The organism is Marinobacter sp. KMM 10035, assembly GCF_046537445.1.
GTDB classification, from domain to species: Bacteria; Pseudomonadota; Gammaproteobacteria; order Pseudomonadales; family Oleiphilaceae; genus Marinobacter; species Marinobacter sediminicola.
This window is the reverse complement of the sequence record NZ_JBBVMG010000001.1, coordinates 1,744,702-1,770,953: the sequence shown is the minus strand read 5'-3', so window position 1 is coordinate 1,770,953 and position 26,252 is coordinate 1,744,702. Positions and strand designations below refer to the sequence as shown.

At 54.7% G+C, this 26,252-nt stretch carries 26 protein-coding genes; 16 read left to right on the top strand and 10 right to left on the bottom strand.

Annotated elements, in window-relative coordinates; translation table 11 throughout:
• Window positions 1-7 precede the first annotated feature (7 nt).
• The 3 genes from mlaD to AADB16_RS07965 are packed head-to-tail and all read right to left on the bottom strand — an operon-like array spanning window position 8 to window position 2,083.
• Complete coding sequence (gene mlaD / locus AADB16_RS07975; RefSeq protein ID WP_309045421.1) at window positions 8-457, bottom strand: outer membrane lipid asymmetry maintenance protein MlaD; 450 nt, start codon at window positions 455-457, stop codon at window positions 8-10.
• A gap of 34 nt (window positions 458-491) precedes the next feature.
• On the bottom strand, window positions 492-1,274 hold the full coding sequence (gene mlaE / locus AADB16_RS07970) for a lipid asymmetry maintenance ABC transporter permease subunit MlaE (protein ID WP_410802504.1): 783 nt from the start codon (window positions 1,272-1,274) through the stop codon (window positions 492-494).
• Window positions 1,271-2,083: an ABC transporter ATP-binding protein gene (locus AADB16_RS07965; RefSeq protein ID WP_410802503.1), complete on the bottom strand. Its 813-nt coding sequence runs from the start codon at window positions 2,081-2,083 to the stop codon at window positions 1,271-1,273. Before AADB16_RS07965 ends, mlaE begins: the two co-directional genes overlap by 4 nt.
• 313 nt (window positions 2,084-2,396) lie before the next feature.
• On the opposite strand from AADB16_RS07965, the gene AADB16_RS07960 reads away from it, so the two are divergent.
• The 12 genes from AADB16_RS07960 to yjgA all read left to right on the top strand — a co-directional run bounded on the left by AADB16_RS07960 (window position 2,397) and on the right by yjgA (window position 11,727).
• Complete coding sequence (locus tag AADB16_RS07960) at window positions 2,397-3,377, top strand: KpsF/GutQ family sugar-phosphate isomerase (protein ID WP_309045424.1); 981 nt, start codon at window positions 2,397-2,399, stop codon at window positions 3,375-3,377.
• A 46-nt stretch (window positions 3,378-3,423) separates the two neighbouring features.
• A complete protein-coding gene (locus tag AADB16_RS07955; protein ID WP_410802501.1) occupies window positions 3,424-3,987 on the top strand; it encodes a KdsC family phosphatase in 564 nt (187 codons plus the stop codon).
• A 2-nt stretch (window positions 3,988-3,989) separates the two neighbouring features.
• Window positions 3,990-4,610, top strand: coding sequence for an LPS export ABC transporter periplasmic protein LptC (lptC, locus tag AADB16_RS07950; protein ID WP_410802499.1), 621 nt, complete (start codon window positions 3,990-3,992; stop codon window positions 4,608-4,610).
• Window positions 4,594-5,130, top strand: coding sequence for a lipopolysaccharide transport periplasmic protein LptA (lptA, locus tag AADB16_RS07945; RefSeq protein ID WP_410802497.1), 537 nt, complete (start codon window positions 4,594-4,596; stop codon window positions 5,128-5,130). Before lptC ends, lptA begins: the two co-directional genes overlap by 17 nt.
• 27 nt (window positions 5,131-5,157) lie before the next feature.
• Window positions 5,158-5,883 carry an LPS export ABC transporter ATP-binding protein gene (gene lptB / locus AADB16_RS07940; RefSeq protein WP_298448245.1) on the top strand — a complete coding sequence of 242 codons (726 nt, stop codon included), beginning with the start codon at window positions 5,158-5,160 and terminating at the stop codon, window positions 5,881-5,883.
• Window positions 5,884-6,057: 174 nt separating this feature from the next.
• Window positions 6,058-7,593 (top strand): RNA polymerase factor sigma-54, encoded by a 1,536-nt coding sequence (locus AADB16_RS07935; protein WP_410802495.1) that lies wholly within the window; start codon window positions 6,058-6,060, stop codon window positions 7,591-7,593.
• Between the two features lie 103 nt (window positions 7,594-7,696).
• Window positions 7,697-8,005, top strand: a complete 309-nt coding sequence (gene hpf, locus AADB16_RS07930) for a ribosome hibernation promoting factor (protein ID WP_200202516.1) — start codon at window positions 7,697-7,699, stop codon at window positions 8,003-8,005.
• A gap of 84 nt (window positions 8,006-8,089) precedes the next feature.
• Window positions 8,090-8,560: a PTS IIA-like nitrogen regulatory protein PtsN gene (gene ptsN, locus AADB16_RS07925; protein ID WP_309045428.1), complete on the top strand. Its 471-nt coding sequence runs from the start codon at window positions 8,090-8,092 to the stop codon at window positions 8,558-8,560.
• Between the two features lie 29 nt (window positions 8,561-8,589).
• A complete protein-coding gene (rapZ, locus tag AADB16_RS07920) occupies window positions 8,590-9,474 on the top strand; it encodes an RNase adapter RapZ (RefSeq protein WP_309045429.1) in 885 nt (294 codons plus the stop codon).
• Window positions 9,475-9,480: 6 nt separating this feature from the next.
• A complete protein-coding gene (locus AADB16_RS07915) occupies window positions 9,481-9,750 on the top strand; it encodes an HPr family phosphocarrier protein (RefSeq protein WP_309045430.1) in 270 nt (89 codons plus the stop codon).
• A 68-nt stretch (window positions 9,751-9,818) separates the two neighbouring features.
• The gene (gene mgtE, locus AADB16_RS07910; RefSeq protein WP_298448251.1) at window positions 9,819-11,180 is read left to right on the top strand and encodes a magnesium transporter; all 1,362 of its coding nucleotides are present in this window, start codon (window positions 9,819-9,821) and stop codon (window positions 11,178-11,180) included.
• 22 nt (window positions 11,181-11,202) lie between these two features.
• Window positions 11,203-11,727, top strand: coding sequence for a ribosome biogenesis factor YjgA (gene yjgA, locus AADB16_RS07905; RefSeq protein ID WP_309045431.1), 525 nt, complete (start codon window positions 11,203-11,205; stop codon window positions 11,725-11,727).
• 18 nt (window positions 11,728-11,745) lie between these two features.
• Here yjgA and AADB16_RS07900 read toward each other — a convergent pair whose 3' ends face one another.
• The 6 genes from AADB16_RS07900 to AADB16_RS07875 are packed head-to-tail and all read right to left on the bottom strand — an operon-like array spanning window position 11,746 to window position 20,067.
• Window positions 11,746-15,510 (bottom strand): YhdP family protein, encoded by a 3,765-nt coding sequence (locus AADB16_RS07900; protein WP_410802492.1) that lies wholly within the window; start codon window positions 15,508-15,510, stop codon window positions 11,746-11,748.
• A 37-nt stretch (window positions 15,511-15,547) separates the two neighbouring features.
• The gene (gene rng / locus AADB16_RS07895; protein ID WP_309045433.1) at window positions 15,548-17,029 is read right to left on the bottom strand and encodes a ribonuclease G; all 1,482 of its coding nucleotides are present in this window, start codon (window positions 17,027-17,029) and stop codon (window positions 15,548-15,550) included.
• Window positions 17,026-17,628 (bottom strand): Maf family protein, encoded by a 603-nt coding sequence (locus AADB16_RS07890; RefSeq protein WP_298448257.1) that lies wholly within the window; start codon window positions 17,626-17,628, stop codon window positions 17,026-17,028. The genes rng and AADB16_RS07890 overlap by 4 nt, the downstream gene beginning before the upstream one ends.
• Before the next feature lie 2 nt (window positions 17,629-17,630).
• Window positions 17,631-18,107 (bottom strand): rod shape-determining protein MreD, encoded by a 477-nt coding sequence (gene mreD, locus AADB16_RS07885; protein ID WP_309045434.1) that lies wholly within the window; start codon window positions 18,105-18,107, stop codon window positions 17,631-17,633.
• Window positions 18,107-18,997 (bottom strand): rod shape-determining protein MreC, encoded by an 891-nt coding sequence (mreC, locus tag AADB16_RS07880; RefSeq protein ID WP_410803620.1) that lies wholly within the window; start codon window positions 18,995-18,997, stop codon window positions 18,107-18,109. The genes mreD and mreC overlap by 1 nt, the downstream gene beginning before the upstream one ends.
• 29 nt (window positions 18,998-19,026) lie before the next feature.
• Window positions 19,027-20,067, bottom strand: coding sequence for a rod shape-determining protein (locus tag AADB16_RS07875; protein WP_200202776.1), 1,041 nt, complete (start codon window positions 20,065-20,067; stop codon window positions 19,027-19,029).
• Window positions 20,068-20,340: 273 nt separating this feature from the next.
• On the opposite strand from AADB16_RS07875, the gene AADB16_RS07870 reads away from it, so the two are divergent.
• The 4 genes from AADB16_RS07870 (at window position 20,341) to gatB (ending at window position 25,106) form a co-directional block, all read left to right on the top strand.
• Entirely contained in the window at window positions 20,341-21,756 is a 1,416-nt protein-coding gene (locus AADB16_RS07870; protein WP_410802490.1) for a mechanosensitive ion channel domain-containing protein, read from the top strand.
• Window positions 21,757-21,848: 92 nt separating this feature from the next.
• The gene (gene gatC / locus AADB16_RS07865) at window positions 21,849-22,136 is read left to right on the top strand and encodes an Asp-tRNA(Asn)/Glu-tRNA(Gln) amidotransferase subunit GatC (RefSeq protein ID WP_309045436.1); all 288 of its coding nucleotides are present in this window, start codon (window positions 21,849-21,851) and stop codon (window positions 22,134-22,136) included.
• A 39-nt stretch (window positions 22,137-22,175) separates the two neighbouring features.
• On the top strand, window positions 22,176-23,633 hold the full coding sequence (gatA, locus tag AADB16_RS07860) for an Asp-tRNA(Asn)/Glu-tRNA(Gln) amidotransferase subunit GatA (protein ID WP_410802488.1): 1,458 nt from the start codon (window positions 22,176-22,178) through the stop codon (window positions 23,631-23,633).
• A 6-nt stretch (window positions 23,634-23,639) separates the two neighbouring features.
• A complete protein-coding gene (gene gatB / locus AADB16_RS07855) occupies window positions 23,640-25,106 on the top strand; it encodes an Asp-tRNA(Asn)/Glu-tRNA(Gln) amidotransferase subunit GatB (protein ID WP_309045450.1) in 1,467 nt (488 codons plus the stop codon).
• 133 nt (window positions 25,107-25,239) lie between these two features.
• On the opposite strand, the gene AADB16_RS07850 is transcribed toward gatB, so the two are convergent.
• Window positions 25,240-26,190 (bottom strand): LysR family transcriptional regulator, encoded by a 951-nt coding sequence (locus tag AADB16_RS07850; protein WP_410802486.1) that lies wholly within the window; start codon window positions 26,188-26,190, stop codon window positions 25,240-25,242.
• Between the last annotated feature and the right edge of the window lie 62 nt (window positions 26,191-26,252).

Genomic DNA, 26,252 nt, shown 5'->3' with positions numbered 1-26,252 from the left:
GACTGGCTTATTTACCAGACGCAAAATTGCTGATCAGCCGCTCGATATTCATCGCCGACTGGGTGGAATAAAAGGTATCACCAGGCTGGAGCGAGTCCATTTCGCCACCTATGGATATATCAATATACTGCTCACCCAGCAGTCCGGATGTGCGTATTACTGCTGCGCTGTCTGCCGGAATATTGTCTACATCCCCGTGAATGGACATAGCCACCCGCGCCTGGAAGGTTTCCTTGTTCAGGGTAATCGAATCGATACTACCCACCGTTACACCCGCCATGGACACCCTGCCCCGGGGGGTAATCCCGCCGGTGTCATTAAAGTCCGCGTAAATGGTGTAGGTGCTCTTCGCCGATTTCGGGGACAGCCCGCTTACCTGAAGTGCCAGAAACAGCAGCGCTGCCAAACCTGCCAGCATAAACAGGCCAACTGTGATGTCCGTTGTTCTTTGTGTCATTACCGGCTCCCGGTGTTATCTCGTCAATCGTTGATCAGAAGTTGCCGAACATTACGGCAGTCAGCACAAAATCCAGCCCCAAGACAGCCAGCGAGGAATACACCACAGTTTTGGTGGTAGCCGAGCTGATGCCTGCCGATGTGGGCACACAATCATAACCTTGGTAAACCGCAATCCAGGCACACACAAAACCGAACACGACGCTTTTGACAATGCCATTCACGACGTCGTCCCAAAAGTCCACCGAAGCCTGCATGTTGCCCCAGTAGGAACCTTCAAAAACGCCAAGCCACTCTACGCCCACGAGCATGCCGCCCCAGATACCTACCATGGAGAAGATGATGGCCAGAATCGGCATAGCAATAAACCCAGCCCAAAGCCTGGGGGCAATAACCCGGCGCAAGGGATCTACGCCCATCATTTCCATACTGGAAAGCTGCTCGGTTGCTTTCATCAGGCCGATTTCAGCGGTCAGCGCCGACCCGGCACGCCCGGCGAACAGCAAGGCAGTTACGACAGGCCCGAGTTCACGCACCAGGGTAAGCGCAATCATCTGCCCAATAGCGGCTTCAGAGCCAAAATCACTGAGTATGGTGTAGCCCTGCAGGCCCAGCACCATACCGATAAACAGTCCCGAAACCACTATGATCGCAAGCGACAGGACGCCAACGGAGTACAGTTGTTTCATCAACAGGGGGAAGCCGGTTTTCGGGCGGGGAACGCCTGACAGCACGCCCGCCAGAAAGCGACCGGCACGGCCTATGGAGATAACGAGATCTGCCCCGCTACGCCCAAAGGAAGCAATTCTGTCGATCAAGAGACACCTCCTGCAAGCCCGAAATCCTCGGCAGCCGCGGAAGACGGGTAATGGAATGGCACGGGGCCATCCGGGTGCCCGTTCAAAAACTGCTGTACCTGCTCAGATGGGTGATTCTGCAATTCGGCGGGGCTGCCCACTCCAATCACTTTGCCGTCTGCAATAATACAGGCGTAATGGCAGATGCTCAGGGACTCTTGCACATCATGGGACACCAGAACACTGGTGAGCCCCATGGAGCTGTTCAGATCGCGAATCAGCTTCACCAGTACGCCCATGCCAATAGGGTCCTGCCCCGCAAAGGGCTCATCGTACATGATAAGCTCCGGGTCGAGCGCAATACTGCGCGCCAGGGCCACGCGCCGGTTCATGCCACCGGAAAGCTCAGAGGGCATGAGATTGCGAGCACCTCGCAGGCCAACCGCTTCCAACTTCATCAACACTATGTCGTTAATCATGTCTTCCGGCAGTTTGGTGTGCACACGCATGGGAAAGGCCACGTTCTCGTATACGCTCAAATCCGTAAACAACGCACCACTCTGGAATAGCATGCCCATCTTTTCCCGGAACTTGTAAAGCTCCTTACGGCGAAGCTCGCCGATCGACTGGCCATCTACCACAATACTGCCTGAATCCGGCCGAAGCTGACCGCCGACCAAACGAAGCAAGGTGGTTTTACCACTGCCGCTGGGGCCCATAATGGCGGTGATTTTCCCTCGGGGAATCTCCACAGACACACCATTAAAAATACGGCGCTCAGAACGTGAAAACACAACGTCCTTTAATGTAATGTACGAGTCCAACCCCATATTCCTTACCTTTCAGCCCATCGCTTTTAGCCTTCACCCCGCAGCCTTAAGCTCTCAACACATAAAGGTTATGGCTGCAGGGAGCGGCTACATTATGCCAAGGAGCCCTCAAGCTCAATCAATGCTTCCCAAAATGAATTGATAGCAATGATCAGTTTTACTGATCACCCGGTTTAACTTGCGGTAACCAGACTGCTCAGCTCGCGGGAAATGTTATACTCCGCTAATCTGATCGCACCCTTCTATTTTCACATAGATAGCGCCAGGTTATTTCATACATACGGTGCTAACGAAAAAGCAGGTTTTTCGCCCGATGACTGAAAAGAGAACATACGATTTCCGTACTCCTGCACTCCAGGCCATACGCATTGAGCGGGATGCCATCAGTGCCCTTGAACACCGCATTGATGATCATTTTAAACGTGCCTGCGAAGTCATCATGGCCTGCAAAGGCCGGGTTGTAGTGACCGGCATGGGTAAATCGGGCCACATAGGTCATAAGATAGCAGCCACACTGGCAAGCACCGGAACACCTTCGTTCTTTGTCCACCCCGGGGAGGCCAGCCACGGTGACATGGGGATGATTACCAGTCAGGACGTGGTTATTGCTATTTCGAACAGCGGCAATACCAGCGAAGTGGTTACCATTTTGCCACTGATCAAACGCATGGGCGCTCCATTAATCAGCATGACTGGCAACCCAACGTCCACTTTGGCAAAAGAAGCCGTGGCAAATCTGGATGTCAGTGTTGAAACAGAGGCTTGCCCACTTGGTCTGGCGCCTACCTCCAGCACCACCGCCACGTTAGTCATGGGCGATGCGCTGGCTGTTGCCTTGCTGGAAGCCCGGGGCTTCAGTGCAGAGGACTTTGCTTTCTCCCATCCCGGTGGCAGCCTGGGCCGCAAGCTCCTGCTACGGGTATCGGACATCATGCACACTGGTGACCGCATCCCTATCGTGAATGAAGACACCACATTGAGCGGGGCCCTGCTGGAGATATCCCGGAAGGGGCTGGGCATGACTACGGTGGTAAACGCTAGCGGCACCATGACCGGCATATTCACAGACGGGGACCTCCGCCGCACCCTCGACAAGCCCATTGATGTACACACAACCCCGATACGGGACGTGATGACACGCAACGGCAGAACCATTCAGCCGGACCAGCTTGCTGCAGAAGCGCTGAACGTGATGGAAGGCCTCAAGATCAGTGCGCTGCCAGTGACTGATGTTGACGGCGCCCTGGTCGGAGCCATCAATATGCACGACCTGTTACGCGCCGGTGTTATTTAAAGCCAGCTCAGAAACAAATTTAAGAGCAAGCACACAAGGCATCATGATGAAAGAACTGCAAAGCCCACTGCAAAAGCTCTGGCCGGAATCCCTTCTGGTGAAGGCTGCTGGCATCAAGCTTGTTGCACTGGATGTTGATGGCATCATGAGTGATGGCAAAATCTACTTCAGTGCCAACGGCGATGAGCTCAAAGGATTCAATATTCTGGATGGGCTGGGGCTGAAGCAGCTCATGGCTGCCGGGATCACTGTCGCCGTCATCACCGGGCGCTCTTCGCCACTGACTGAAAAGCGCATGCACGACCTGAAAATCCCGCACCTGATGCAAGGTCGTGAGGACAAAAAGATCGCACTTCAAGAGTTAGTCAGCACGCTGAACATAGAACCAAAAGCTATCGCCTACATGGGCGACGACCTGCCCGATTTACCCGCCATCCGTTATTCGGGTTTGGGTGTAACAGTGCCCAACGGGTACTGGCTGGTAAAAGAGCATGCTGATTACTGCACCCAGGCTGCAGGGGGCCACGGCGCCGTGCGGGAGCTGTGCGATCTTCTACTGACCGCCAGGGGGCACTTGAACGCCACACTGACCCCTTACCTGGAGTCATAACAATGGAGGAGAGCGCAAAAAACAGCTTGCTCTCAAAACTGGCCTTGGCAAACAGGCCCCGGCTGCGCATGCTGGGGCTGGCAATAACCATTGCAGCCACTGCTTTTTTGCTATGGCAAAGTGACGAGCCCCCGCTAAGTAGCTACAGTGATGCCAGGCAGCTCCGCGGCGAATCAGAGCCTGACGGATTCGTGATTAACGGCAGTTACACCTCTTACGGTGAGGACGGGCAACGCAAAATCGTATTCACCAGCCCGCGGATCGAGCAGTTCGAAGAAGGCAACCTTGCCGCTATGGAATCGCCCAGCGCCGAACTGTTTGGCGCAACCGGAGAAGGCCCTTGGCTCCTGAATGCCGAGAATGGCACCCTGCGCCAGAACGATGATCTGCTTTATCTCTCCGGAAACGTTCGTGTTGTGCGAACGATAGGAGAACGGCAGGCAACGCTGAATACCGAAAGCCTCACCCTGGATAACAAACAGGGCATGGTTTATACCGATGACCCGGTTAAAATCACCGACACCCTTGGCACCACACAGGCCAAAGGCATGAAAGCGTGGATCGACGAGCGCATTCTGGAACTGAACTCCCAGGTAGAAGGACGCTATGAAACCGTTAAATAACACCCTGCGCAGGCTTCTGATCACCGCCGTGGCAGCAGGCCTTATGAACTCAGCGATGGCCTTTGATCTTGATTCTGATCAGCCCATCACCGTGAGCGCTGACAGCGCTCGCCTGGACGACGGCAAAGGCATTGCCACCTACACAGGTGCCGTTGAGCTGACTCAGGGGAAAACCCGGCTGTCCGCAGAGCGTGTAGTTCTCTATCGCAGTGCCGAAGGACTTAACCGCATCGAGGCCAGCGGCTCCCCTGCCCGCTATCAGCAGCCAGTAACCAGCGGTGAAGGTAAAACGGATGCTCAAGCCAAAAACATAACCTGGTCTGCCACGGACAAACAGCTCACCTTTGAACGGGAAGCCGTCATTGAGCAGAATGGCAACGTGTTTCGTGGCGACATTATTCATTACGATACTGAGCAACGAGTGGTCACGGCAGAAGGCGGCGAGGATACCGGAGCCGGCCCTGGGCGGGTCGAGATGGTTATCCAGCCCCGTGGCAACAGCACAGACTCCACCCAATAACAGCCGATTACAGTAGACAGGAATCCGATGGCAGTTCTCAGAGCGAGTAACCTGGCAAAAAGCTATAAGCAGAAAAAAGTAGTCATCGATGTGTCGCTGGAAATTCGCAGCGGCGAGATTGTTGGCCTGCTCGGGCCCAACGGAGCTGGCAAAACTACCTGTTTCTACATGATTGTCGGGCTGGTTAATGCGGATAATGGCCGTATCACCATCGACAGCCAGGACATCACCCCCCTGCCCATGCATGGCCGGGCGCGCAAAGGCATTGGGTACCTGCCCCAGGAGGCGTCTGTATTCCGCAAGCTGTCAGTGCGCGACAACATCATGGCGATTCTTGAAACCCGCAAGGGTCTGAGCCGAGCCGAGCGCCTGAGCAAGGTTGAACAGTTACTGGAAGAGTTCCACATTACCCACATTCGTGACAGTCTGGGGATGGCCCTTTCCGGCGGCGAACGGCGTCGGGTAGAAATTGCACGCGCTCTGGCCATGGAGCCCGCCTTCATCCTGCTGGATGAACCCTTTGCCGGGGTAGACCCCATTTCCGTCAGCGATATCAAACAGATTATTCGCCACCTAAGGGACAAGGGCATCGGTGTACTGATCACCGATCACAACGTGCGCGAAACTCTGGATATCTGCGAGAACGCGTACATCGTTTCCGGCGGGCACATAATAGCTTCCGGAAATGCCGAAACCATCCTTGCCAATCAGCAGGTAAAAGAAGTTTATCTTGGCAATGAGTTCCGGCTGTAAGCTTTGCTTTCAGCATGGCGGCGCGCCCGCTCGATTGTGTTGCCGACCCGGAGCAAGTAAACTCGGCAGAGAACTTGCTAGGATAATCTTTTTTGGCGGCAAGTAGCCGTGACACAAAGAATTTTTAGCCGAAGCAAGAAATTTAGATCGGGTATAAGTGACGGATCCTGAGCGATGGTTATGAAAGCCTCATTACAATTAAAGCTGGGTCAGAGCCTGACTATGACGCCCCAGCTGCAACAGGCGATCAGGCTTTTACAGTTATCAACCCTCGACCTCCAGCAGGAAATCCAGCAAGCACTGGAATCCAATCCCTTGCTGGAATCCCAGGATGACGACGATCAGATTGATGCACCTGCTGCGGATAGCGAGCAGAGCCACGACGACACTTCGAACCTTAACAGTTCAGAGACAGCCTCCGATTCGTCCAATTCTGATTGGGATGAAAGCGAAAACGGGCCAGACTGGCAAACTGAAAACGAAATCCCTGACACAATCCCGGACGACCTTCCCGTCGATACCGCGTGGGACGATATCTATCAGTCCGCCCCTGCTCCTGCAGCGCGCAACGAAGACGAAAGCGACCACGATTTCGAGACCCGTAACTCCCCAAGTGAAACCCTTAGGGACCATCTTGAGTGGCAGTTGAACCTTACGCCCATGACGGAACGGGACCAGGCTATTGCTCACGCGCTTATGGACGCAGTAGACGAGCAAGGCTACCTCACAAGCCCTTTGGAAGAGATCTACAGCGGCCTGACGAACGATTCCGATGACGACCCTCTGGAGATGGACGAAGTAGAGGCCGTGCTACGCCGACTGCAGTTCTTCGATCCGCCGGGCGTTTTTGCCCGAGATCTCCAGGACTGCCTGCTGATCCAGCTAAATCAGTTGCCACCGGAAACACCCTGGCTTGCTCAGGCACGGTTGGTGATCACACATTATATAAACCTGCTGGGCAACCGTGACTACGCCCAGCTACTTCGCCGCAGTCGCCTTAAAGAGGACCAACTGCGCGATGTGCTGGCACTAATTACCAGCCTCAACCCGCGCCCGGGAGACATCATTGATCGCACCGAGCCGGACTATGTTATTCCCGACGTGATCGTGCGCAAACACAATGACCGCTGGCGCGTTGAACTGAATCCTGAAATTGCGCCGCGCATACGCGTGAATGCGAGCTATGCTTCATTAATAAAGCGGGCGGATAGTAGCGCAGATAACACCTACCTGCGCGACCAGCTTCAGGAGGCAAAGTGGTTCATCAAGAGTCTGCAAAGCCGAAACGAAACGCTGCTAAAGGTTGCAACCCGGATTGTTGAATACCAACAGGGTTTCCTGGACCATGGCGAAGAAGCGATGAAGCCGCTGATTCTTTCGGATATCGCCCAGCTTGTGGAAATGCACGAATCCACCATTTCCCGTGTGACCACGCAAAAATATATGCACACACCCCGGGGCGTTTTTGAACTGAAATATTTTTTCTCCAGCCATGTCAGCACCGACGAAGGCGGAGAGTGCTCATCAACGGCTATTCGAGCAATGATCAAAAAACTGATTGCTGCAGAAACACCGAAAAAGCCGTTGAGTGATAACAAGATTGCAGCCATGCTGGGAGAAGAAGGGATCAAAGTGGCGCGACGCACGGTTGCAAAATACCGCGAGGCCATGAACATTCCCCCCTCAAACGAACGCAAGCGGCTGGTGTAAATCTGGCGCGTCGAACAGTTTCAAGTGGTTTTCGCTGGTGCAGCCATGCGCCAGCACTCAGACCGGCTCCCAGAGCCGGAAAGAATGACAACAGGAGACGTCTATGCAACTCAACATTTCAGGCCGTCACGTAGAGCTGACTCCCGCTTTGAAAGACTATGTAGCCGAAAAGTTTGAACGACTCGAGCGGCACTTCGACCACATCAGCAACTGCCAGGTAACATTGGAAGTAGATAAGGTTCGGCAGATTGCAGATGCGACGCTCCACGTGGTTGGTGGTGAGATTCACGCAAAGGCGGAAAACGAGGACATGTACGCAGCCATCGACGGGCTCGTCGACAAGCTGGATCGACAGATCCTCAAGCACAAAGAAAAGACTGTAGACAGGATGCAGGGACACACCGCCCGCTAGGCGAGTGTTTTCAGGCATGTCATCTAATCAAGCTGCGGCGCGGTCTACGCGTCGCAGCTTTTTTCACGGAAGCGCGGTCGATTCATGAGCGACACATCCCTGACAATAGACAACATCCTTGTGCCGGAGCTGACCCTGTGCAATGTGCCCGCATCAAGCAAAAAGCGGGTGCTGGAGACCATTGCCGAGCAGATTCGCGAGCACAATGATTCGGTCAACGAAAGTCAGATCTTCAACAATCTGATTGCCCGAGAGCGGCTTGGGAGCACCGGAATAGGCCAGGGGATAGCCATCCCCCATTGCCGTCTCGAAGGCCTTGAACAGGTTATCGGTGTGCTGATGACCCTGGAAGAAGCCGTCGAATTTGACGCAATAGACAACCAGCCGGTGGACCTTCTGTTTGCACTGATCGTGCCCAAAGAAGCTACCAGCGAGCATCTTGAGCTGCTTAGCCAACTCGCCGAGAAATTTAACGAACGCTCATTCTGCGACGCTCTCAGGCAGTGCGAAGATGCGCACACACTTTTCCAACGCATGACAGCCACCAGTGGCTGATATCCACCCGGGCAACAGGTTATTTCACTATGAAGCTGATCATCGTCAGTGGCCGGTCAGGTTCCGGCAAGAGTACCGCTCTGCACGTATTGGAAGACCTGGGATACTACTGCATTGATAACCTGCCTATCGGGCTTTTGTTCCCCCTGACACGAGAAGCGGCAAACCAGACGGCGCCGGGCAGGCTCGACAAAATGGCAGTCAGTATTGATGCCCGCAACCTTTCGGGTGAGCTGGCCAATTTCGAGGAGATCCATCGCAAGCTCCGCAGAGATGAGATCCAGGTTGAAGTGATCTACCTGGATGCGGATGAACAGTCTCTCCTGCAACGGTTTCATGCCACCCGGCGCAAGCATCCCCTGAGCGACGACAAGACGTCTCTGAGAGAAGCCATCAGCAACGAAAAAGAACTGCTTGAACCTCTCTCAAAGCTTGCAGATTTGCACATCAACACCAAAGGGCTGTCGATGTATGAGTTGCGGGATATGGTGAAGCAGCGGATTGCCGGGCGCAAAGATCAGGAGCTTGCACTGCTGTTCCAGTCTTTCGGATTCAAGCACGGTGTGCCATTGGACTCTGACTATGTATTCGATGTGCGCTGCCTGCCCAACCCCTACTGGGATCACAGCCTGCGCAAGTTTACCGGCCTAGATCAGCCTGTTATCGAGTTTCTTGAGGCCGAGCCTGCCAGCACGAAAATGGTTAACGATTTAATCGGGTTTCTGGAGAGCTGGATCCCGTCCTTTGCTGACAGCAACCGTAGCTACATGACCATTTCCATTGGCTGTACCGGCGGCCAACACCGCTCAGTGTATATCTGCGAACAGCTGGGACGGCACTTCCGCGAAACTTGCAGCAACGTGCAAGTACGCCACGCCGAGCTGCCGCATCTGCAGGCCCGGAAAGAGGTCTGACCTGCTGTGATACGCCATCCCATTGTTATCATTAACAAGCTTGGCCTGCACGCCCGGGCCACGGCAAAGCTGGTGGCCACGGCCTCGCAGTTCGACAGCTCCGTGAGAATCTGTGGCAAAGGACGCGAAGTGGACGCAAAAAACATCATGCATGTGATGATGCTCGCCGCCAGTAAAGGCACAGAAGTTGAACTGGTGGCCGATGGCCCGGATGAAGATAAGGCCATTGAAGCCCTTTCAGAATTGATCAATGACTATTTTGGCGAAGGCGAATAACCCACTCTTTCTCACGTGTTTCGGCTAACTTCGTTATAATGCAGGCGTTTTCTGACTGCAGGTGATTCATGTCCGATATTCTGGAAAAAAGCCAGGCCCGCCAACGCTTACGCTCCCTTAGTGAAGCGCTGGACAGTGGTGCGCTGAAACAGGTTGCCCGCATTCTCAACGGCGGCCTGAGCCCCAGCGATATCGCGCACCTGCTTGAATCATCGCCGCCCCGCCAGCGTGCCCTGCTCTGGAATCTGGTAGACAAACAGCTCGAAGGCGATGTTCTCCAGTACCTTAACGAAGACATCCGTGCCGAATACCTGAGCCGACTCAACGCCCAGGAACTGGCGGATATCATCGAGGACTTCGAGTCCGACGATCTCGCCGACCTTCTGCAGCAATTACCGGATAAGGTGATCCAGGAAGTTCTGGACACCATGGACGAACAGGATCGGCAACGGGTTGAGGAAGTCCTCTCCTACCCGGAAGACACCGCCGGCGGCCTGATGAACACGGACACCATTACTGTCCGCCCTGATATCAGTATTGATGTGGTATTGCGGTATCTGCGGCGGCACCGTGCACTTCCGCCGATGACCGACAGCCTGATTGTTGTGAGCCGGCGCGATGAATTTATCGGAATGCTGCCCATTACCAAGATGCTTGTTTCCAACCAGGCAGCAACGGTTCGGGAGGTGATGGATACGGATATAGAACCCATCCCCGTCATGCTCTCGGATACCAAAGTTGCCACCTTGTTTGAGCGCTACGACCTGATTTCTGCACCGGTTGTGAACCAGGAGGGTCATCTTCTGGGCCGAATCACCATCGATGACGTGGTGGATGTTATCCGCGAAGATGCGGATCATTCACTGATGAGCATGGCCGGCCTGGATGATGATGAAGATACCTTTGCCCCAGTCTGGAAAACCACACGGCGCAGGGCGATCTGGCTGGGTGTTAACCTGATCACGGCCTTCATCGCTTCTGGCGTTATTGGTCTGTTTGAAGACACCATCGAAAAGGTGGTCGCATTGGCGGTGCTCATGCCCATTGTAGCGAGCATGGGCGGAATTGCTGGCAGCCAGACCCTCACTCTTGTGATCCGGGGTATGGCGGTTGGGCAAATCAGCGGCACCAATGTGGGCTGGTTGCTGAACCGGGAGTTTCTTTCCGGTATTCTCAACGGCATACTCTGGGCCGGCGTAGTAGCCGCCGCCGCAACTGCCTGGTTTCAGGATTTGTTAATAGGCGCCATCATTGCCGCCGCATTGATTATCAACCTGGTGGCCGCAGCGCTGGTAGGTACCGTATTACCGCTGTTCCTGAAATCCCGAAATATCGACCCGGCGCTGGCTGGCAGCGTTATACTGACAACCGTCACGGATGTGGTCGGTTTCATGTCATTTCTTGGCCTGGCGACTATTTTTTACGCGTGAACTGACAAATCTGGATGAAAACATGATCGACGACCACGACGACGAAGCGCCGCAATACTCGGGGCCGAGTAAATCCCAACTCAAACGGGAAATGCACGCGCTTCAGGGCATTGGAAAACGCATGCTCGACCTGAGCAACGAACAGCTTGATACCCTGACGATTAGCGATACCCTGAGACACGCCATTGAAGAATCGCGCAGGATCAAGCAGAACGAAGCCAAGCGCCGTCACCTGCAGTACATTGGCAAAATTATCCGGCAGGAAGATGACCCCGAGGCGGTTGAGCGAGCGATTGATGCCTTCGACTCGGGAAGTGAAGAGCATACACGCCGCCACCACCTGGCTGAGCGCTGGCGTGACCGGATGATTGCTGAGGGCGACTCGGTTGCAGGCGAATTCTTCAACTACTGTCCAGGTGCAGACATACAGCATTTGCGCAATCTTGTTCGCAATGCCCGTAAAGATCTGGAAAAACAGAAAAATACCGGGCAATCCCGCAAGCTATTCCGTTACTTACGGGAATGCGTTGACGAAGCTGAAGCCTGATATTCGCAGTAGTTCAGGTTATTTACCTGTGTCAAATACGCTGCGCAAATCGATTTTAGGTTCATCCCAGGGGCCGGTCACATTGTAGGTGGCGCTGGTGAGCCTGCTGAGCGGGTCTCCCAGCACCTTATCCAGTACAAACAGAGCACCTCCAATAGGTGCGCCGGCACCCATCAGCAGGGCAGCCAGTGGCAGGTTCTGGGTGAGTGGCAGAACAACAACCAGGCGCATATCGAACACCTCTTCCTCCAGATTGGTGCTTCCACTGAGCTTGAACGCGCCAGATGGGCCAACCACCTGCATTTCCGGGTCCATTGTGAGCAAACCATCCTCCAGGCGAGCCTTGCCGGATACTGCATCAAAGGCTACACCACGCTTATACAGATCCGAAAAATCCAGCTTAAGCCTGCGCCACAGCGTATCGGAGTTGAGCAGATTGAATATCCTGAACACCTGCGCGCTGTTGTTGCTCTCCAAAATCACGCCATCATCGAGGCGAAGACTGACATTACCGCTGAGGCTTGCCAGATCAAACTCATCAGGACGCCCTGGCCAGTCCAGGTTCAGCTCAATGTTGGTCTGCTTGTTCGACAAAGGTACTTCAGTATCGAAAAGCTCACCCAGGTCCGCCAGCGCCCCACCGGTTACAGAACCAGTAAACTGACTGACTTCCCTATCATCAACCACGCTCCAGGTCATATCACCCGCTAGCGTGATGGATTTGAGGTGACCTTCGATACTGCGAATATTGAGTTTCTGGCGCTCAGGCCGCAACTGGAAAGACCAGCGCCCCAAGCTATCATTGTTGAGGCGCAGTTCAGATACTGCAATATCCACATCTGGCCACGCCTCCATGTCCATTGCCCGGAAGGCTTCAAGTTGCTGCTCTATAGTCAGCAATTCCGGCGCTTCCCTGGCGGCAGTTTCGTCCCGAACCAGGTGCACCACGGCAAAATCTGCTGTGACCAGACTGTTATCATTCGGGATTTCAATTCGGCCAACGGCCCGTTCGGAATGGGTGCTCAAGACCCAGCGGTCTCCCAGATCAAATGCCTCCAACTCTATATTCTTCAGTATCTGATCCCCGAGGTAGAGCTCATCAAAGGTCAGTTCAATTCCGGAGTTTTTCCATAAAAGGTCAAAGGTCGCGCGATTCTCCCAGGTTCCAGAAATACCCAGACCTCGTTCATCCCCTGTATGTATCTCGGCTAGCAAAGGTGCTATCTGCCCTGCCTTTTTGGAAAAAGGGCCAGGCCAATCGATAGTGAGCCCCTCGAGGCTGGAGCGAACCGTTACCCGTGGCGAGCTGCCCTCTGTGACATCCAACCGTGCAGAGTAACCAAAAGCACCTTTGAGCCCGTATCGGCTGCTACCGGCATCGCTACCACTCGGTTTTTGAGGATCTACAAGCTCGAACTGTCGAAACACGCTGAGTACAGGCAAGGTGCCCGTTTGCTCAATCCGCAGTGCCTGCGCTGCTCCCGGCTGACTGAATACAATCTTGGCCGGCTCATCCAGAAAGTGGGCCATCAGAGGCGTTTTCGAAAAGCCCTTTTCAGAATGGTAAGTCAGCCTACCGTTGATTCTGTCCCAGCGCAGATCGGTACCTGGATAGGCTACCGTGCCATTCTCCGTGCCAACCCTGGCCTCAACCACAGGTGCCACATTGTCTTTGAGAGGCAAGTCTATCGACAGATCAAGCTTGTAATCACCACCATAGCTCAGCTTTGCTGCCTCGGGCCCGGCCATGGCGCCAAACGGGCTGTTGGTCATCCAGTAGCTGATGGCATCTGCCGGCACAGGTGCTGATACATCCACCCGCACCAGTGCACCTTCGGCCTCTGGAATCACGGAAACAGTGCTCGGATCAATTGCCAGGCCACCGGTGTTTCCCGCCTCAAGCATCACCAATGTATCGCCGTTCTGAATGTCGACCCGCCCGCGCGCGCCCGTTACCTCTGGCCACTGCTTATCGTAGCGAACGCTGGCGTTTTCAAACTCATACCACATGGAAGAAACAAACGAGCCAGAGGGGGCGTCACTACCGATCTGGCCGTGACCATAGTAGACGCCAGACAGTATATCCGCTTCAGTGATGGCCGTGGTTAACCACTCATAAAGCCCGGCATCCACGATCTTCTCAGGAACAAATGCAGCCAGCATAGAGGCGTCGCCATTCTCGACACTAACCCGGAGGCCGAGGTTGTCCTCACCTTTCTGGTCAAGCTTGAGATCGAAAGCTCCGCTCAGATGAGTATTGTCACCATAGGTCATGCGTATATCGTCTGAATAAACGCGGGTGACAGGCCCATCCAAACGCCAGGCTACGGTGGCGGAAAGCTCAGGCAAGGACCACTCACTGCTGAACAGTTCCGGAAAAGAGAGGGTCACCGGGCGTGCGCCCTCTCGAGCCCGAACATAGCCGGCATTCTGATCAACGTAAATAAACCCATTCACACCGCGTACATCTGGTGCGCCACCATAGGCAGCAGCACCAACGTCCCGAAGCCGAGCAGAAAATTCAAAGCTGTTGTCACCGCTCCCCGGAACTCTGATTGTCACACCATCCAAAAAGCCTACGGGGCGGTAGTCCTCCAATGCGTCGCTGGCGACCGGAGGCAACAGTGGCAGAGTGCTTGTCAGGCGTCGAAGCGGGCGCAGGGGCATGGCGTCTGCAGTGATGGTTATCCCTTGCGGCTCCGGAACCAACTTCAAACTGAATGGTGGTACCTGGTCGCCATTCCAGGTCCAGGCGAGCTGTTTGAGGTGCCACTCACCAATGGTCTCTGAACGGAGCCCACCCTCTTCAGGTGTAGCCATCACATCATGGTGCCGACGCCAGCCAAACCGTGCACTGATATCTTCCAGTGGGGCCAGCGATTCGCCGGCAACGCCGAGCTGCAGATAGGGTGTTCTCACGGTACCGCTGACCTGCTGAAGGACACCTTTGCGGAAGGTAAGCCAGGCCTCTCCTCCCAGGTCAAAGCCTTCAACACGGATGTCCCGCCACTGATACTCATCAATCAGCCCATCAAACAGGCGCCCGGAATCTACGTTGAGATAGAGTTGGCCACTGAAGTCGCCGCGGAAAAACTGTTTACCCACCAGGGTAAAGCTGGCCAACTGTTCAGTGGTTGCGGACCGCAAAGCGCGGCCAGATGCCCGAAACAATCCTTGCTGATACAGCAGATCAAGCTGGGGAATATCCAGAAACCGGAGCTGACCCTGGTTGTCGCGAATACCCAGGTTCACTCGGGTCACTTTAATGTAGGGGTCCGAAAGCCATTTCCCGGCAATTCTGAGCCAATCCCGGTAACGATTGTTCAGGGGCTCCGGAATATCAGCGCCCCGCACACCCACTTCACCGCTACGCTTTTGATTCAGCGTTAACTCGAGCCCGTCCGCTTCAAAGTCCTCGAAAACAATTCTGAAGCGCATCAATGAAGCAAGCGCATCAAAACGGATGGTCAAATGCTGCAAGCTCACAACCCGGTCTCCGGAATCCGGATTGGTGACTTCTATGTCTTGTGCGGTAAAGGAGGGATCGAGCCAAAACCAGCGCGATGACAGGCTACCAATACTCACATCGTGGCCAAGGCGGGCAGACAGCTCGTCGGAAAGCTCATCCCGGAAAGAATCCACGTTCTGGGTAAGCTGCCTCCCGATGCCGGCGTAGAGAGCCAACAGCACCAGAACAACCAGCAACAACCACCAAATTGCATTGGTAAGCAGTGCCATCAAGCGGACAGGCTGGCTATCGGAGGAGGGCTTCCGGAGCTTCATCGCCTGCTACCCTCTATGCCGGTGTATCGCCCCGAAATCAGAGCAAAACGACATCGTACTGTTCCTGGCTATAAAACGGCTCTACCTGGAAACGGACAGTCTTGGCAATAAAGGTTTCGAGATCAGCCACGTTGTCAGATTCTTCATCAACAAGGCGATCAACCACACTCTGGGACGCCATCACCAAATAGCTTTCTGCATCGTAGGCCCGATTGATTCTCAGTATTTCCCTAAAAATCTCGAAACACACTGTCTCGCTGGTTTTCAGGAAGCCTCTACCATCGCAGATAGGACAAGGCTCGCAAAGAACCTGGCCGAGGCTCTCTGTGGTCCGTTTTCGGGTCATTTCCACCAGACCCAGCTCAGACACACCTGTGATCTTGGTTTTAGCGTGATCCCGCTCGAGCATTTTTTCCAACATCCGGTGAACCTGGCGCTGATGCTCAACATCTTCCATGTCGATAAAATCGATAATAATGATGCCGCCAAGGTTACGCAGACGCAGCTGGCGACTGATTGCCCGTGCTGCTTCCAGATTGGTCTTGAAAATGGTCTCTTCAAGATTACGGTGCCCCACGAAGGCACCGGTGTTTATGTCAATGGTGGTCATTGCCTCAGTCTGGTCGATGATCACATAGCCACCTGATTTGAGCTGCACTTTGCGGCTCAGTGCCTTTTGAATCTCATCCTCTACGGAGTAAAGATCAAAAATAGGCCGTTCTCCGGGGTAATACTCCACTTTATCGGCAAATTCGGTGACAAACTCATCAACAAACTCCATTACCCGCTGATGGCTCTCGCGACTGTCGATGCGGACTTTTTCAGTCTGAGGTCGAATCAGATCACGGATTGTGCGGATGAACAGAGGCAGGTCCTTATAAACGGCCGCCGGCGCCTGCACTTTCTCAATCCGTTCATGGATAGACTGGCTAAGGTGGTGCAGATAATTCATATCTGCCAGCAGCTCGTCTTCGGATGCGGCTTCAGCTGCCGTGCGAATGATGTAGCCACCCTGAACATCCGGATGCATTTCAGCACCCTGCTCAACGATGGCCTTCAATCGGCTACGCTCCGTTTCATCCTCTATTCTCTGGGAAATACCCACATGGATGACCTCTGGCATGAACACCAGATACCGCGATGGTATGGAAAGCTGAGTGGTAAGCCGGGCACCTTTTGTGCCGATGGGGTCCTTGGTGACCTGAACAACCAGTGACTGGCCTTCGCGTAACAAGGTGCGAATATCAGGAACGGTTTTCGGCCCGTCGCCGGGCGCTGTTGTGTTGGCATGGCTGGAGACCACATCAGAGGCATGGATAAAGGCAGCCCGCTCCAATCCTATGTCGACAAACGCCGCTTCCATCCCCGGAAGCACGCGCACAACCTTGCCTTTGTATATGTTACCGACAATACCTTTGCGGCTGGCACGCTCAATGTAGGCTTCCTGCAACATTCCGTTTTCAACCAGCGCGACCCGGGTTTCAACCGGTGTTACGTTGATCAGGATTTCTTCGCTCATGATTGGCTCTCCTGACTACTCATCCAGTGTTTCCAGACAGGGCCACCGGCATCCGCCAGCAAGGCAGCTGTTTCCTGCAGAGGCAAGCCAACAACCGCACTGTAACTCCCTTTGAGTTCCTTCACAAAAATACCACCCAGGCCCTGAATTCCATAACTTCCGGCCTTATCCATGGGCTCGCCTGAAGCTGCATAGGCTACAATTTCAGTCCTCGAGAGCACCCGGAAGCTAACCTCAGTGGTCACTAACCTGGAGTCACAACCATCATCCTTGGCCAGCGCAATGCCTGTCATTACCTGATGAGTTTTGCCTGACAGCATAGCCAGCATGGCTTCAGCCTCGGCTTCATCTGCCGGTTTACCTAAAATGGCGCCATCCAGAACAACCGTTGTATCTGAGCCAAGAACCCACTTGCCGGGAAAATGAGCAGAAACTGCGAGTGCTTTTTCCCGCGCAAGCCGCTCAACGTAATCGCCGGGGGCTTCAGACGTTCGTGGTGATTCGTCAATATGGGCTGGATGCACAGAAAATGGTACGCCAATCTGTGTTAGCAACTCCGAGCGGCGTGGCGATGCCGAGGCGAGAATAATCGACGTCATGGCTAACCCAGCTTCCTGTTAATGTTGTCCAGAAATATGCAGAACACTGGCCAGATCACGGCGCTGGTGAGTGCGGGCCAAAGATAACTGAAGCCGGCATCTTCACCACCAAACATCTGCTTGAGAAAATGCACCAGCATCTGGTTGATCCCCAGCAGGAGAAAAACCATCACACACTGCTGTAGCACAGGGTACATCCGCAGCCGCTGGTGAATTGTCAGCACCAGAAACGCAGTCAATCCCATCCCCAGCGCGTTAACGCCCAATGGCGTCGCTTCCAGCACATCCAGCAGCAGCCCAAGGCACCATGCGAGCAAGACGCCAAATTGTGCCGGAGCACGGAAAGTCCAGTAAAACACAACCAGTCCCAACCACTCAGGGCGAAATTCAAACCAGCCCGTGGGGAAGAGAGAAATACTCAATACCAGTGATACGATCACGGACAACACAAATACCGGATAACTGATGACGGATAACATCAGCCTTGCCCCCCCTGAACCGCGTCAGCCGACGGTATGTCGGAAGGCATGTCGTCACCTGCTTCTGCCGGGTGTTCGCTTTTGGGCGGGAATACAACAAGCACCAGGCGGCTCTGATTGAGTTGCGCCTTCGGGCGGGCCTGAATGGTAACAAACGGCTCCCCAGGCTCTTTTTTGATCAGGCTTACCTCCGCAACCGGGTACCCTCTGGGGAAGCGCCCACCGAGTCCAGAGCTCACCAGAAGATCGCCTTCTCGAATATCTGCTGTGTCTGGCACGTGAACCAGATCCAGGGTGCCTGAATCGCCAGTCCCCAGAAGAATAGCTCGAAGCCCATTGCGCACAACTTCAACGGGTACCGCATGACTACTGTCTGAGACAAGAAGCACGCGGGAGGCAATTTGGCTGGTCTGCACAACTTGCCCCATCAAGCCATGGGCATCCAATATGGCCTGCCCCACCTGCAAATCATCACTTCGACCTTTATTGATAATAATTTCGTGGGAATAGGGATCTGGTGACACCCCGACTACTTCGCTGACGATTACCCTGTCATCGAGCAGTTCAGAAGAGTTCATCAAGCGGCGAAGTTCATTGTTTTCAGATGCCAGAGCGGCGTATTTGAGGGCCCTGCGCTCCAGGATAAGCAGACGGGCTTTCAGGTCTTCGTTTTCCTGTTTCACATCTTCACGGGTGGTGAACAAGCCAGCCACCCAGTCGCTGAACTGATAAGGGGCATTGCCCAGCCAATACACCGGCGTGAGCGCGGTTGCCAAGGTACTGCGAACGGGGGTAACACGGTCAAACTGCTGATCGGCGACGATCAACGCCGCCGACACAATAATAACAAGCAGGAGCCGGAGGCCTGGCACAGGCCCCTGAACAAAAATGGTTTTAATGGTGATCCCTCCCCAAAGGATTATCCCTCCTGGGAGAACATTCCAATGCCACCCCGATCAATAACTTCCAGCGCCTTGCCGCCGCCACGGGCAACACAGGTCAGCGGATCTTCTGCAATGATTACCGGCAGCCCGGTTTCTTCACTGATCAGCTTGTCCAGCCCGCGCAGCAAGGCTCCACCACCGGTCAGCACAATGCCGCGTTCGGCAATATCAGAAGCCAGTTCCGGCGGGGACTGTTCCAGCGCGCTTTTAACTGTCTGTACAATCTGCGCCAGAGATTCCTGGAGGGCATCCAGAATTTCTTCACTGTTAAGGGTGAACGCACGGGGCACACCTTCGGCCAGATTGCGTCCGCGCACATCAATTTCGAGAATCTCGAGGCCTTCGTAGGCACACCCGATTTCGTGTTTGATGCGTTCTGCGGTGGTGTCACCAATCAGGCTGCCGTAATTACGGCGCACGTAGGTAACGATGGCTTCATCGAACTTGTCACCACCTACCCTTACAGAATCAGCATATACAATGCCATTCAAAGAGATAATGGCGATTTCTGAAGTACCCCCACCGATATCCACAATCATTGAGCCGCTGGCTTCTTCAACCGGCAGCCCTGCGCCTATGGCTGCTGCCATGGGCTCTTCAATCAGGAACACTTCCCGGGCACCTGCACCCAGAGCCGACTCACGGATGGCTTTACGTTCCACCTGAGTCGATTTACTGGGCACACACACCAAAACCCGCGGGCTTGGAGTGATAAAACTGTTCTCATGCACCTTATGGATGAAGTGCTGAAGCATCTTTTCAGTCACCACGAAATCGGCAATGACGCCGTCTTTCATGGGGCGAATGGCGGTGATGTTGCCGGGTGTACGCCCCAGCATGCGCTTCGCTTCGGCACCGACAGCGGCAACCGTTTTCTGGGAGTTGGTGGTACGAATGGCTACTACGGACGGCTCGTTCAGCACAATCCCGCGGTCACGCACGAAAATAAGGGTGTTGGCGGTGCCCAGATCAATGGACAGGTCGCTGGAGAATAAGCCTCGGAGTCTTTTAATCAACATTCGTGTAGTTTCAACCTGAGAGTTGCGGTTGCAGAAAGATGCGGCAACTTTATCAGTGCCCCCCCGCGCAGGCAAGGCGCAGCCGGCCGCAAAGGCAAATGATATTGCTCCGGGCATGAACAATTGGTCATGTGCGTGGAGAGTCAGCCAAGGGCTTTGCGCGGATTTCTGGTTGACGCAGGCGGTGCGCTGAACTTTGCTTTACATTAAAGATGGCCCGAAAGGCCATCCATGATAATCGGATTTTTTTTGCCACCGGAGAGGCCTCTATTGAGAATACCAAAGATTAACCTGCCAAAGTATCTCGGCACAGCTTGGCTTGGCAGGCGCTTGCTTTTGGTTGTAGCGCTAACGGTTTTTGCCCCCTCACTGGTTCTGGCTCAGCAACAAGAGGCAGAGCCAGCTGGCGCAATTACCCTTGAGCCGGCAACAGACAGCGACGCATTGATAACGCAGCGCATTTCCGGGATTTTTTCCCAGATTCCGCAGTTTGACTCTTTGCAGGTCAACGTGACCAGCGGCGTAGTGGCGCTTTCAGGCGAGACTGCGAACGAGGCACAGGCCCAACGGGCATTGAAACTCGCCAGCCGGGTAGAGGGTGCCATCGCAGTTGATGACAGCATTGTCCGCACTCTGGATCTGCAGGACAACCTCGACCCCCTTTGGGATTCGTTACAGAACACTCTGCGCGGCTGGATACGGGCCCTGCCACTTTTTCTGGTGGCATTCAGTATTTTTGCACTGGTGGCGTTCGCCGGGCACCGGCTGGCAAGTCACGCACCGCTCTGGTCACGGGTAACCAAAAATCCCTTTCTGGCGGAACTGGCTGGGCATGCGGTAAGGCTGATCACCATTCTCCTGGGCCTGCTGCTGGCACTGAACATACTCGGTGCTACAGCGCTGATGAGCACTCTTCTAGGTGGCGCGGGCGTGTTGGGGCTGGCGATCAGCTTCGCGGTAAAAGACTCCATGGAAAATTACATTTCCAGCATCATGCTGAGTATCCGCCAGCCGTTCCGGGCTCAGGAACACGTAATCATCAACGATTATGAAGGTGTTGTGGTGAGGCTGACCTCGCGTTCCACCGTGCTAATGACGCTTGACGGTAACCATCTGCGCATCCCCAACGCTACGGTTTTCAAAGCCGTCATCCTGAATTACTCTCGCAATCCTCAGCGCCGCTTTGATTTTGTTCTGGGGGTCGACGCAGAGGACGACCCGGCCTTGGCTATACAAACCGGCCTTACGGCGATGCAGCAGCTGGTCTGGGTGCTGGACGACCCGGAACCTAGCGGCATTATTGAATCCGTGGGCGACTCCAACATTCTTATCAAGTTCACGGCCTGGATTGACCAGCGCGAATCTGATTTCGGAAAAGCTCGCAGCCTCTCGATTCGTGCCGCCAAGAATGCACTGGAGAGCCAGGGTTTCACCCTACCCGAGCCCATATACAGACTGCGCTTCGATCAAACGCCCGGCACACAGGCTGCCGAAGATACGTCAAAGCGGCCAGAGCGGACACAGGAGCCAAACACGGGTTCAACCAAGCCTTCGCCCACGTCAGAGTTACCGGCTGATGACGTGCTGAACGTGCGGCCGGACACCCACATTACGCGGCAAGTGCGGGAAGAGCGGAACGACGCCGCAGCCGAAGACTTGCTGGATGATACCCGGCCAATTGAGTAGATTTTCGGCGTCGCAGCGCCCCTCCCGCCCAGCCGCGAATCTGTTACCATATCCACCTTCTAGAAAACGCTGTTTCATACATTGGAGTCAACGTGACCATTTCCCGCGAAGACATTGAAAAAGTCGCCGTGCTGGCCCGCATTCGCCTCGACGAAGAGCAGATACCCGCACTGGAAGACGACTTGGGCAATATCCTGAGCCTGGTTGACCAGCTCAGAGCCGCAGACACCGACAACGTAGAACCGCTGTCCCACCCGTTGGATGCCGTGCAGCGTTTGCGCGCTGACAACGTGACCGAGACCAATCAACGGGAGGCCTTCCAGGCCATTGCGCCGGCTACTGAAGACGGCCTTTATCTCGTACCTCGGGTTATTGAGTGATCTGACGAGCCCACCATCGGCCCACAATCAGGATTGAACATGCATAACAAATCCGTAGCAGAGCTTTCCCGCGAGCTGGAAAGCGGCAAGATTTCAAGCGTGGAACTGACCCGAGAGTTCCTCGATCGTATTAAAACCGAAGACCAGCAGTACAACAGCTTCATTACCGTAACCGAAGACCAGGCCATGGCGGATGCCAAATCCGCAGATGAGCAACGTGCAGCAGGCAAAGCCAGCGTTTGGACCGGCGTGCCCTTTGCCCACAAAGACATCTTCTGCACCAACGGTGTGGCAACCACGGCCGGCTCTAAAATGCTGGCCAACTTTGTGCCGCCCTACGACTCCACGGTAACCGCCAACTTCCGCGCGGCCGGCGCTGTGTGCTTGGGCAAAACCAATATGGATGAGTTCGCCATGGGCTCTTCCAACGAATCCAGCTTTTTCGGCCCGGTAACCAACCCCTGGGGATTGAGCGCCGGCGAGAAGCGTGTGCCTGGTGGATCCTCCGGTGGTTCCGCAGCCGCCATTGCTGCTCGCCTTGTACCTGCCGCCACCGCAACTGATACTGGTGGTTCCATTCGTCAGCCGGCTGCCCTGTGCGGCATTACGGGCCTGAAGCCTACCTACGGGCGGGTGTCCCGCTACGGTATTATTGCCTTTGCCTCCAGCCTTGATCAGGGCGGCACCATGGCGCGTACCGCTGAAGACAACGCGCTGATGCTGAATGTGATGGCGGGGTTTGATCCAAAAGACTCCACATCTGCTAATCAGGCCGTACCGGATTACACCACCACCCTGAACGAGCCGCTGAAAGGCCTTCGCGTCGGCCTTCCCAAAGAGTACTTCTCCGACCAACTGAGCCCCGCGATGGAGCAACAGATTCGGAATGCGGTTAAGGAATACGAAAAGCTCGGTGCCACCGTAAAAGAAGTATCACTGCCCCACGCCAAGCTGGCCATTGCTGCCTACTACGTCATTGCGCCAGCAGAGGCCTCTGCCAACCTGTCGCGTTTTGATGGCGTGCGTTACGGCTATCGCTGTGAGAGCCCGCAAGACCTGAACGACCTGTACACCCGCACCCGGGCCGAAGGTTTCGGAGATGAGGTGAAACGCCGGATTCTGGTTGGCACCTATGCGCTTTCAGCCGGCTATTTTGATGCCTATTATTTGAAAGCCCAGAAGGTTCGACGCCTGATCCAGCAGGATTTCATTAATGCATTCAAAGAGGTGGATGTGCTGATGAGCCCGGTTTCGCCCTCACCTGCTTTTGTGCAAGGTGCGAACACCAATGATCCGGTGACCATGTACCTGGAAGATATTTTCACCATTGCCGTGAACCTTGCGGGTGTTCCAGCCATGTCGGTACCTGCAGGTTTTGTCGACGGCCTGCCTGTTGGCTTGCAGATTATCGGGAACTACTTTGAAGAGGCCCGTCTGCTGAATGCGGCCCATCAGTTCCAACAAGTTACCGACTGGCACCAAAAGCTTCCCCAGTAAGCCCGAATCAGGAGAACGACTATGCAATGGGATATTGTGATCGGGCTGGAAATTCACGTTCAGCTTGCCACCAAAACCAAGATTTTTTCCGGCTCCAGCACGGCATTTGGTGCCGAGCCCAACACCCAGGCCAGCGCTGTCGATTTAGCTATGCCCGGCACCTTGCCTGTTCCGAACGAGCAGGCCTTTCGCTATGCGGTGATGTTCGGCTTAGCAGTAAACGCTGAAATCGGCCGGCGCTCGGTGTTTGATCGTAAAAACTACTTCTACCCGGATTTGCCCAAGGGTTATCAAACCACGCAGCTGGACCACCCCATTGTGGGTCCGGGCTTTGTGGATATTGATTTGGCCAATGGCAGCAGCAAGCGTGTGCGGATTCATCATGCTCACCTGGAAGAAGATGCCGGCAAATCGCTCCACGAAGACTTTCATGGCATGACGGGCATCGACCTGAACCGCGCCGGTACACCGCTGATTGAAATTGTCACCGAACCGGACATGAACAGCGCAGAAGAAGCTGTGGCCTTTGCCAAAAAACTGCACAGCCTGGTGTCTTCAATTGGCATCTGCGATGGCGATATGAGCCAGGGTTCCCTGCGCTTTGATGTAAACATTTCGCTCAAGCCGAAAGGCTCGGACGAACTGGGCACGCGCACGGAAACCAAGAACCTGAACTCCTTCCGTTTTATGGAGCAGGCCATTGCCCATGAAGTGGAGCGGCAGATGGACATTCTGGAAGACGGCGGCCGCATTATTCAGGAAACTCGTCTGTACAACGGTGAGCGCGATGAATCACGCTCAATGCGCAGCAAGGAAGAAGCCAACGATTACCGCTACTTCCCCTGCCCGGATCTGCTGCCCGTAGTGATTGACGATGCGTTTATTGAGAGCGCCCGGGATTTGTTGCCGGAATTGCCGGATGAGCGCAAAGCACGATTCATGGAGCAGTACAGCCTCAACGATTACGACGCCCGTTTGCTGAGCGATGATGCCAAGCTGTCGGCCTTCTTCGAAGCGGTCGCAGAACACGGAAAAGATGCCAAGCTGGCGGCCAACTGGGTGCTGGGAGAATTCTCGGCCCGCCTGAACGCGGAGGATAAATCCGTGGCACAGGCGCCCATCAGCGGCGAGCAGCTCGGCCAGTTGGTGGCGCGTATTGCCGACAATACTGTGTCGTCCTCCGGCGCCAAGAAGGTGCTTGAGGCCCTTTGGAACGGTGACGGAGACAATGCGGATGCCATTATTGATGCTCAGGGTCTGAAGCAGGTGTCGGATACCGGGGCGCTGGAGGCAATGGTTGATGAGGTTCTGGCCGGGATGCCGGATCAGGTTGCCCAGTATCAGCAAGAGGCTGATCCCAAGAAGCAAAAGAAGATGCTGGGCGGCTTTATGGGTCCTTTGATGAAGGCCTCCAAGGGCCAAGGGAATCCTAAGCTGTTCAATGAGATTCTTGTTCGGAAACTTGGGGGTTGATTGGTTTGGGCTTGGGCCTCTAAATTGGCCCTAGCCATTTAGTTATGGGGAGGGGTGGGTTTAAAGCCCACCCGACATGAATATGAGATAACTCTCGAGCGCCACTGCATCCACTTTCTGATCCGAACCTCTCTTAATTGGCAGCTAACCCTTTAAACAACCGCTCGAACCGCGCAATATTTTGCTGAACATAGTTAACGAACGCCTTCATAGCTGGTGTTGGGTGTCGTCCTTGTGGATAGACCACGCACCAACTGCGGCGCAGTGGGAAGCCGGAAATGTCCAGGGCTCTCAAAGAGCCCAGAGCTAATTCCGATAACACGCTTAACTTGGGCACGACCGCGACGCCTAACCCCGCCAACACCGCATGTTTAACCGCGTCGTTAGAGCCCAACTCCATGATTGGGTCGATTCTCAGTTGATGTTGCTGGCAGTAGACTTCCAGTGCCAGCCGACTGCCGGAGCCGGGTTCTCTGGTGAGGAGTCGGCTGTGCAGAAATGCTTCTGCGCTGACTGACTCTTGTTCAAGCAACGGGTGGCCAGCCGCGGCTACGGGGATCAGTTCGTTGTCCAGAAACGGCAGCGAGGTTAGTGGTCGGCCCTGGGGGACCATACCCATGATGATAAGGTCGTCGCTGTTTTCTTTCAGGCGCTCCAATGCGGTTGCGCGGTTGACTACAGATACCGATATGTTGACCTGCGGATTCTGTTCGAGGAACTCGCCCAACAGGTAGGGCACCACGTATTGGGCGGTGCTTACTGCCACCAGCCGCAAGTCGCCCGCCACTCTGCCTTCCAGCGCCGCCAAGCGGTTCTGCATGTCGGCAAGCTCGCCGAATACTGAACGCACGCACGCGGCCATTTCTTCCCCTGCCGCGGTGCAATAGAGTTTTCGGCCTATGTATTCGAACATCGGCATGTTCAGCGCCTGCTCCAGGTGTCGCACCTGACTGCTGACGGCTGGCTGGGTCAATCCCAGCAAATCTCCTGCCTTGCTGTAGCTTTTCATGTCATAGACGGCTTTGAACACCTGCAACTGCCGAAACGTCAGTCTGTTCGCCAGCTTCTGGATACTGAGCGGCATAAGTTCTCCTTTTAACAACCCATTCATAACGTTTAACTTATATATAAACGAAATAATATCAA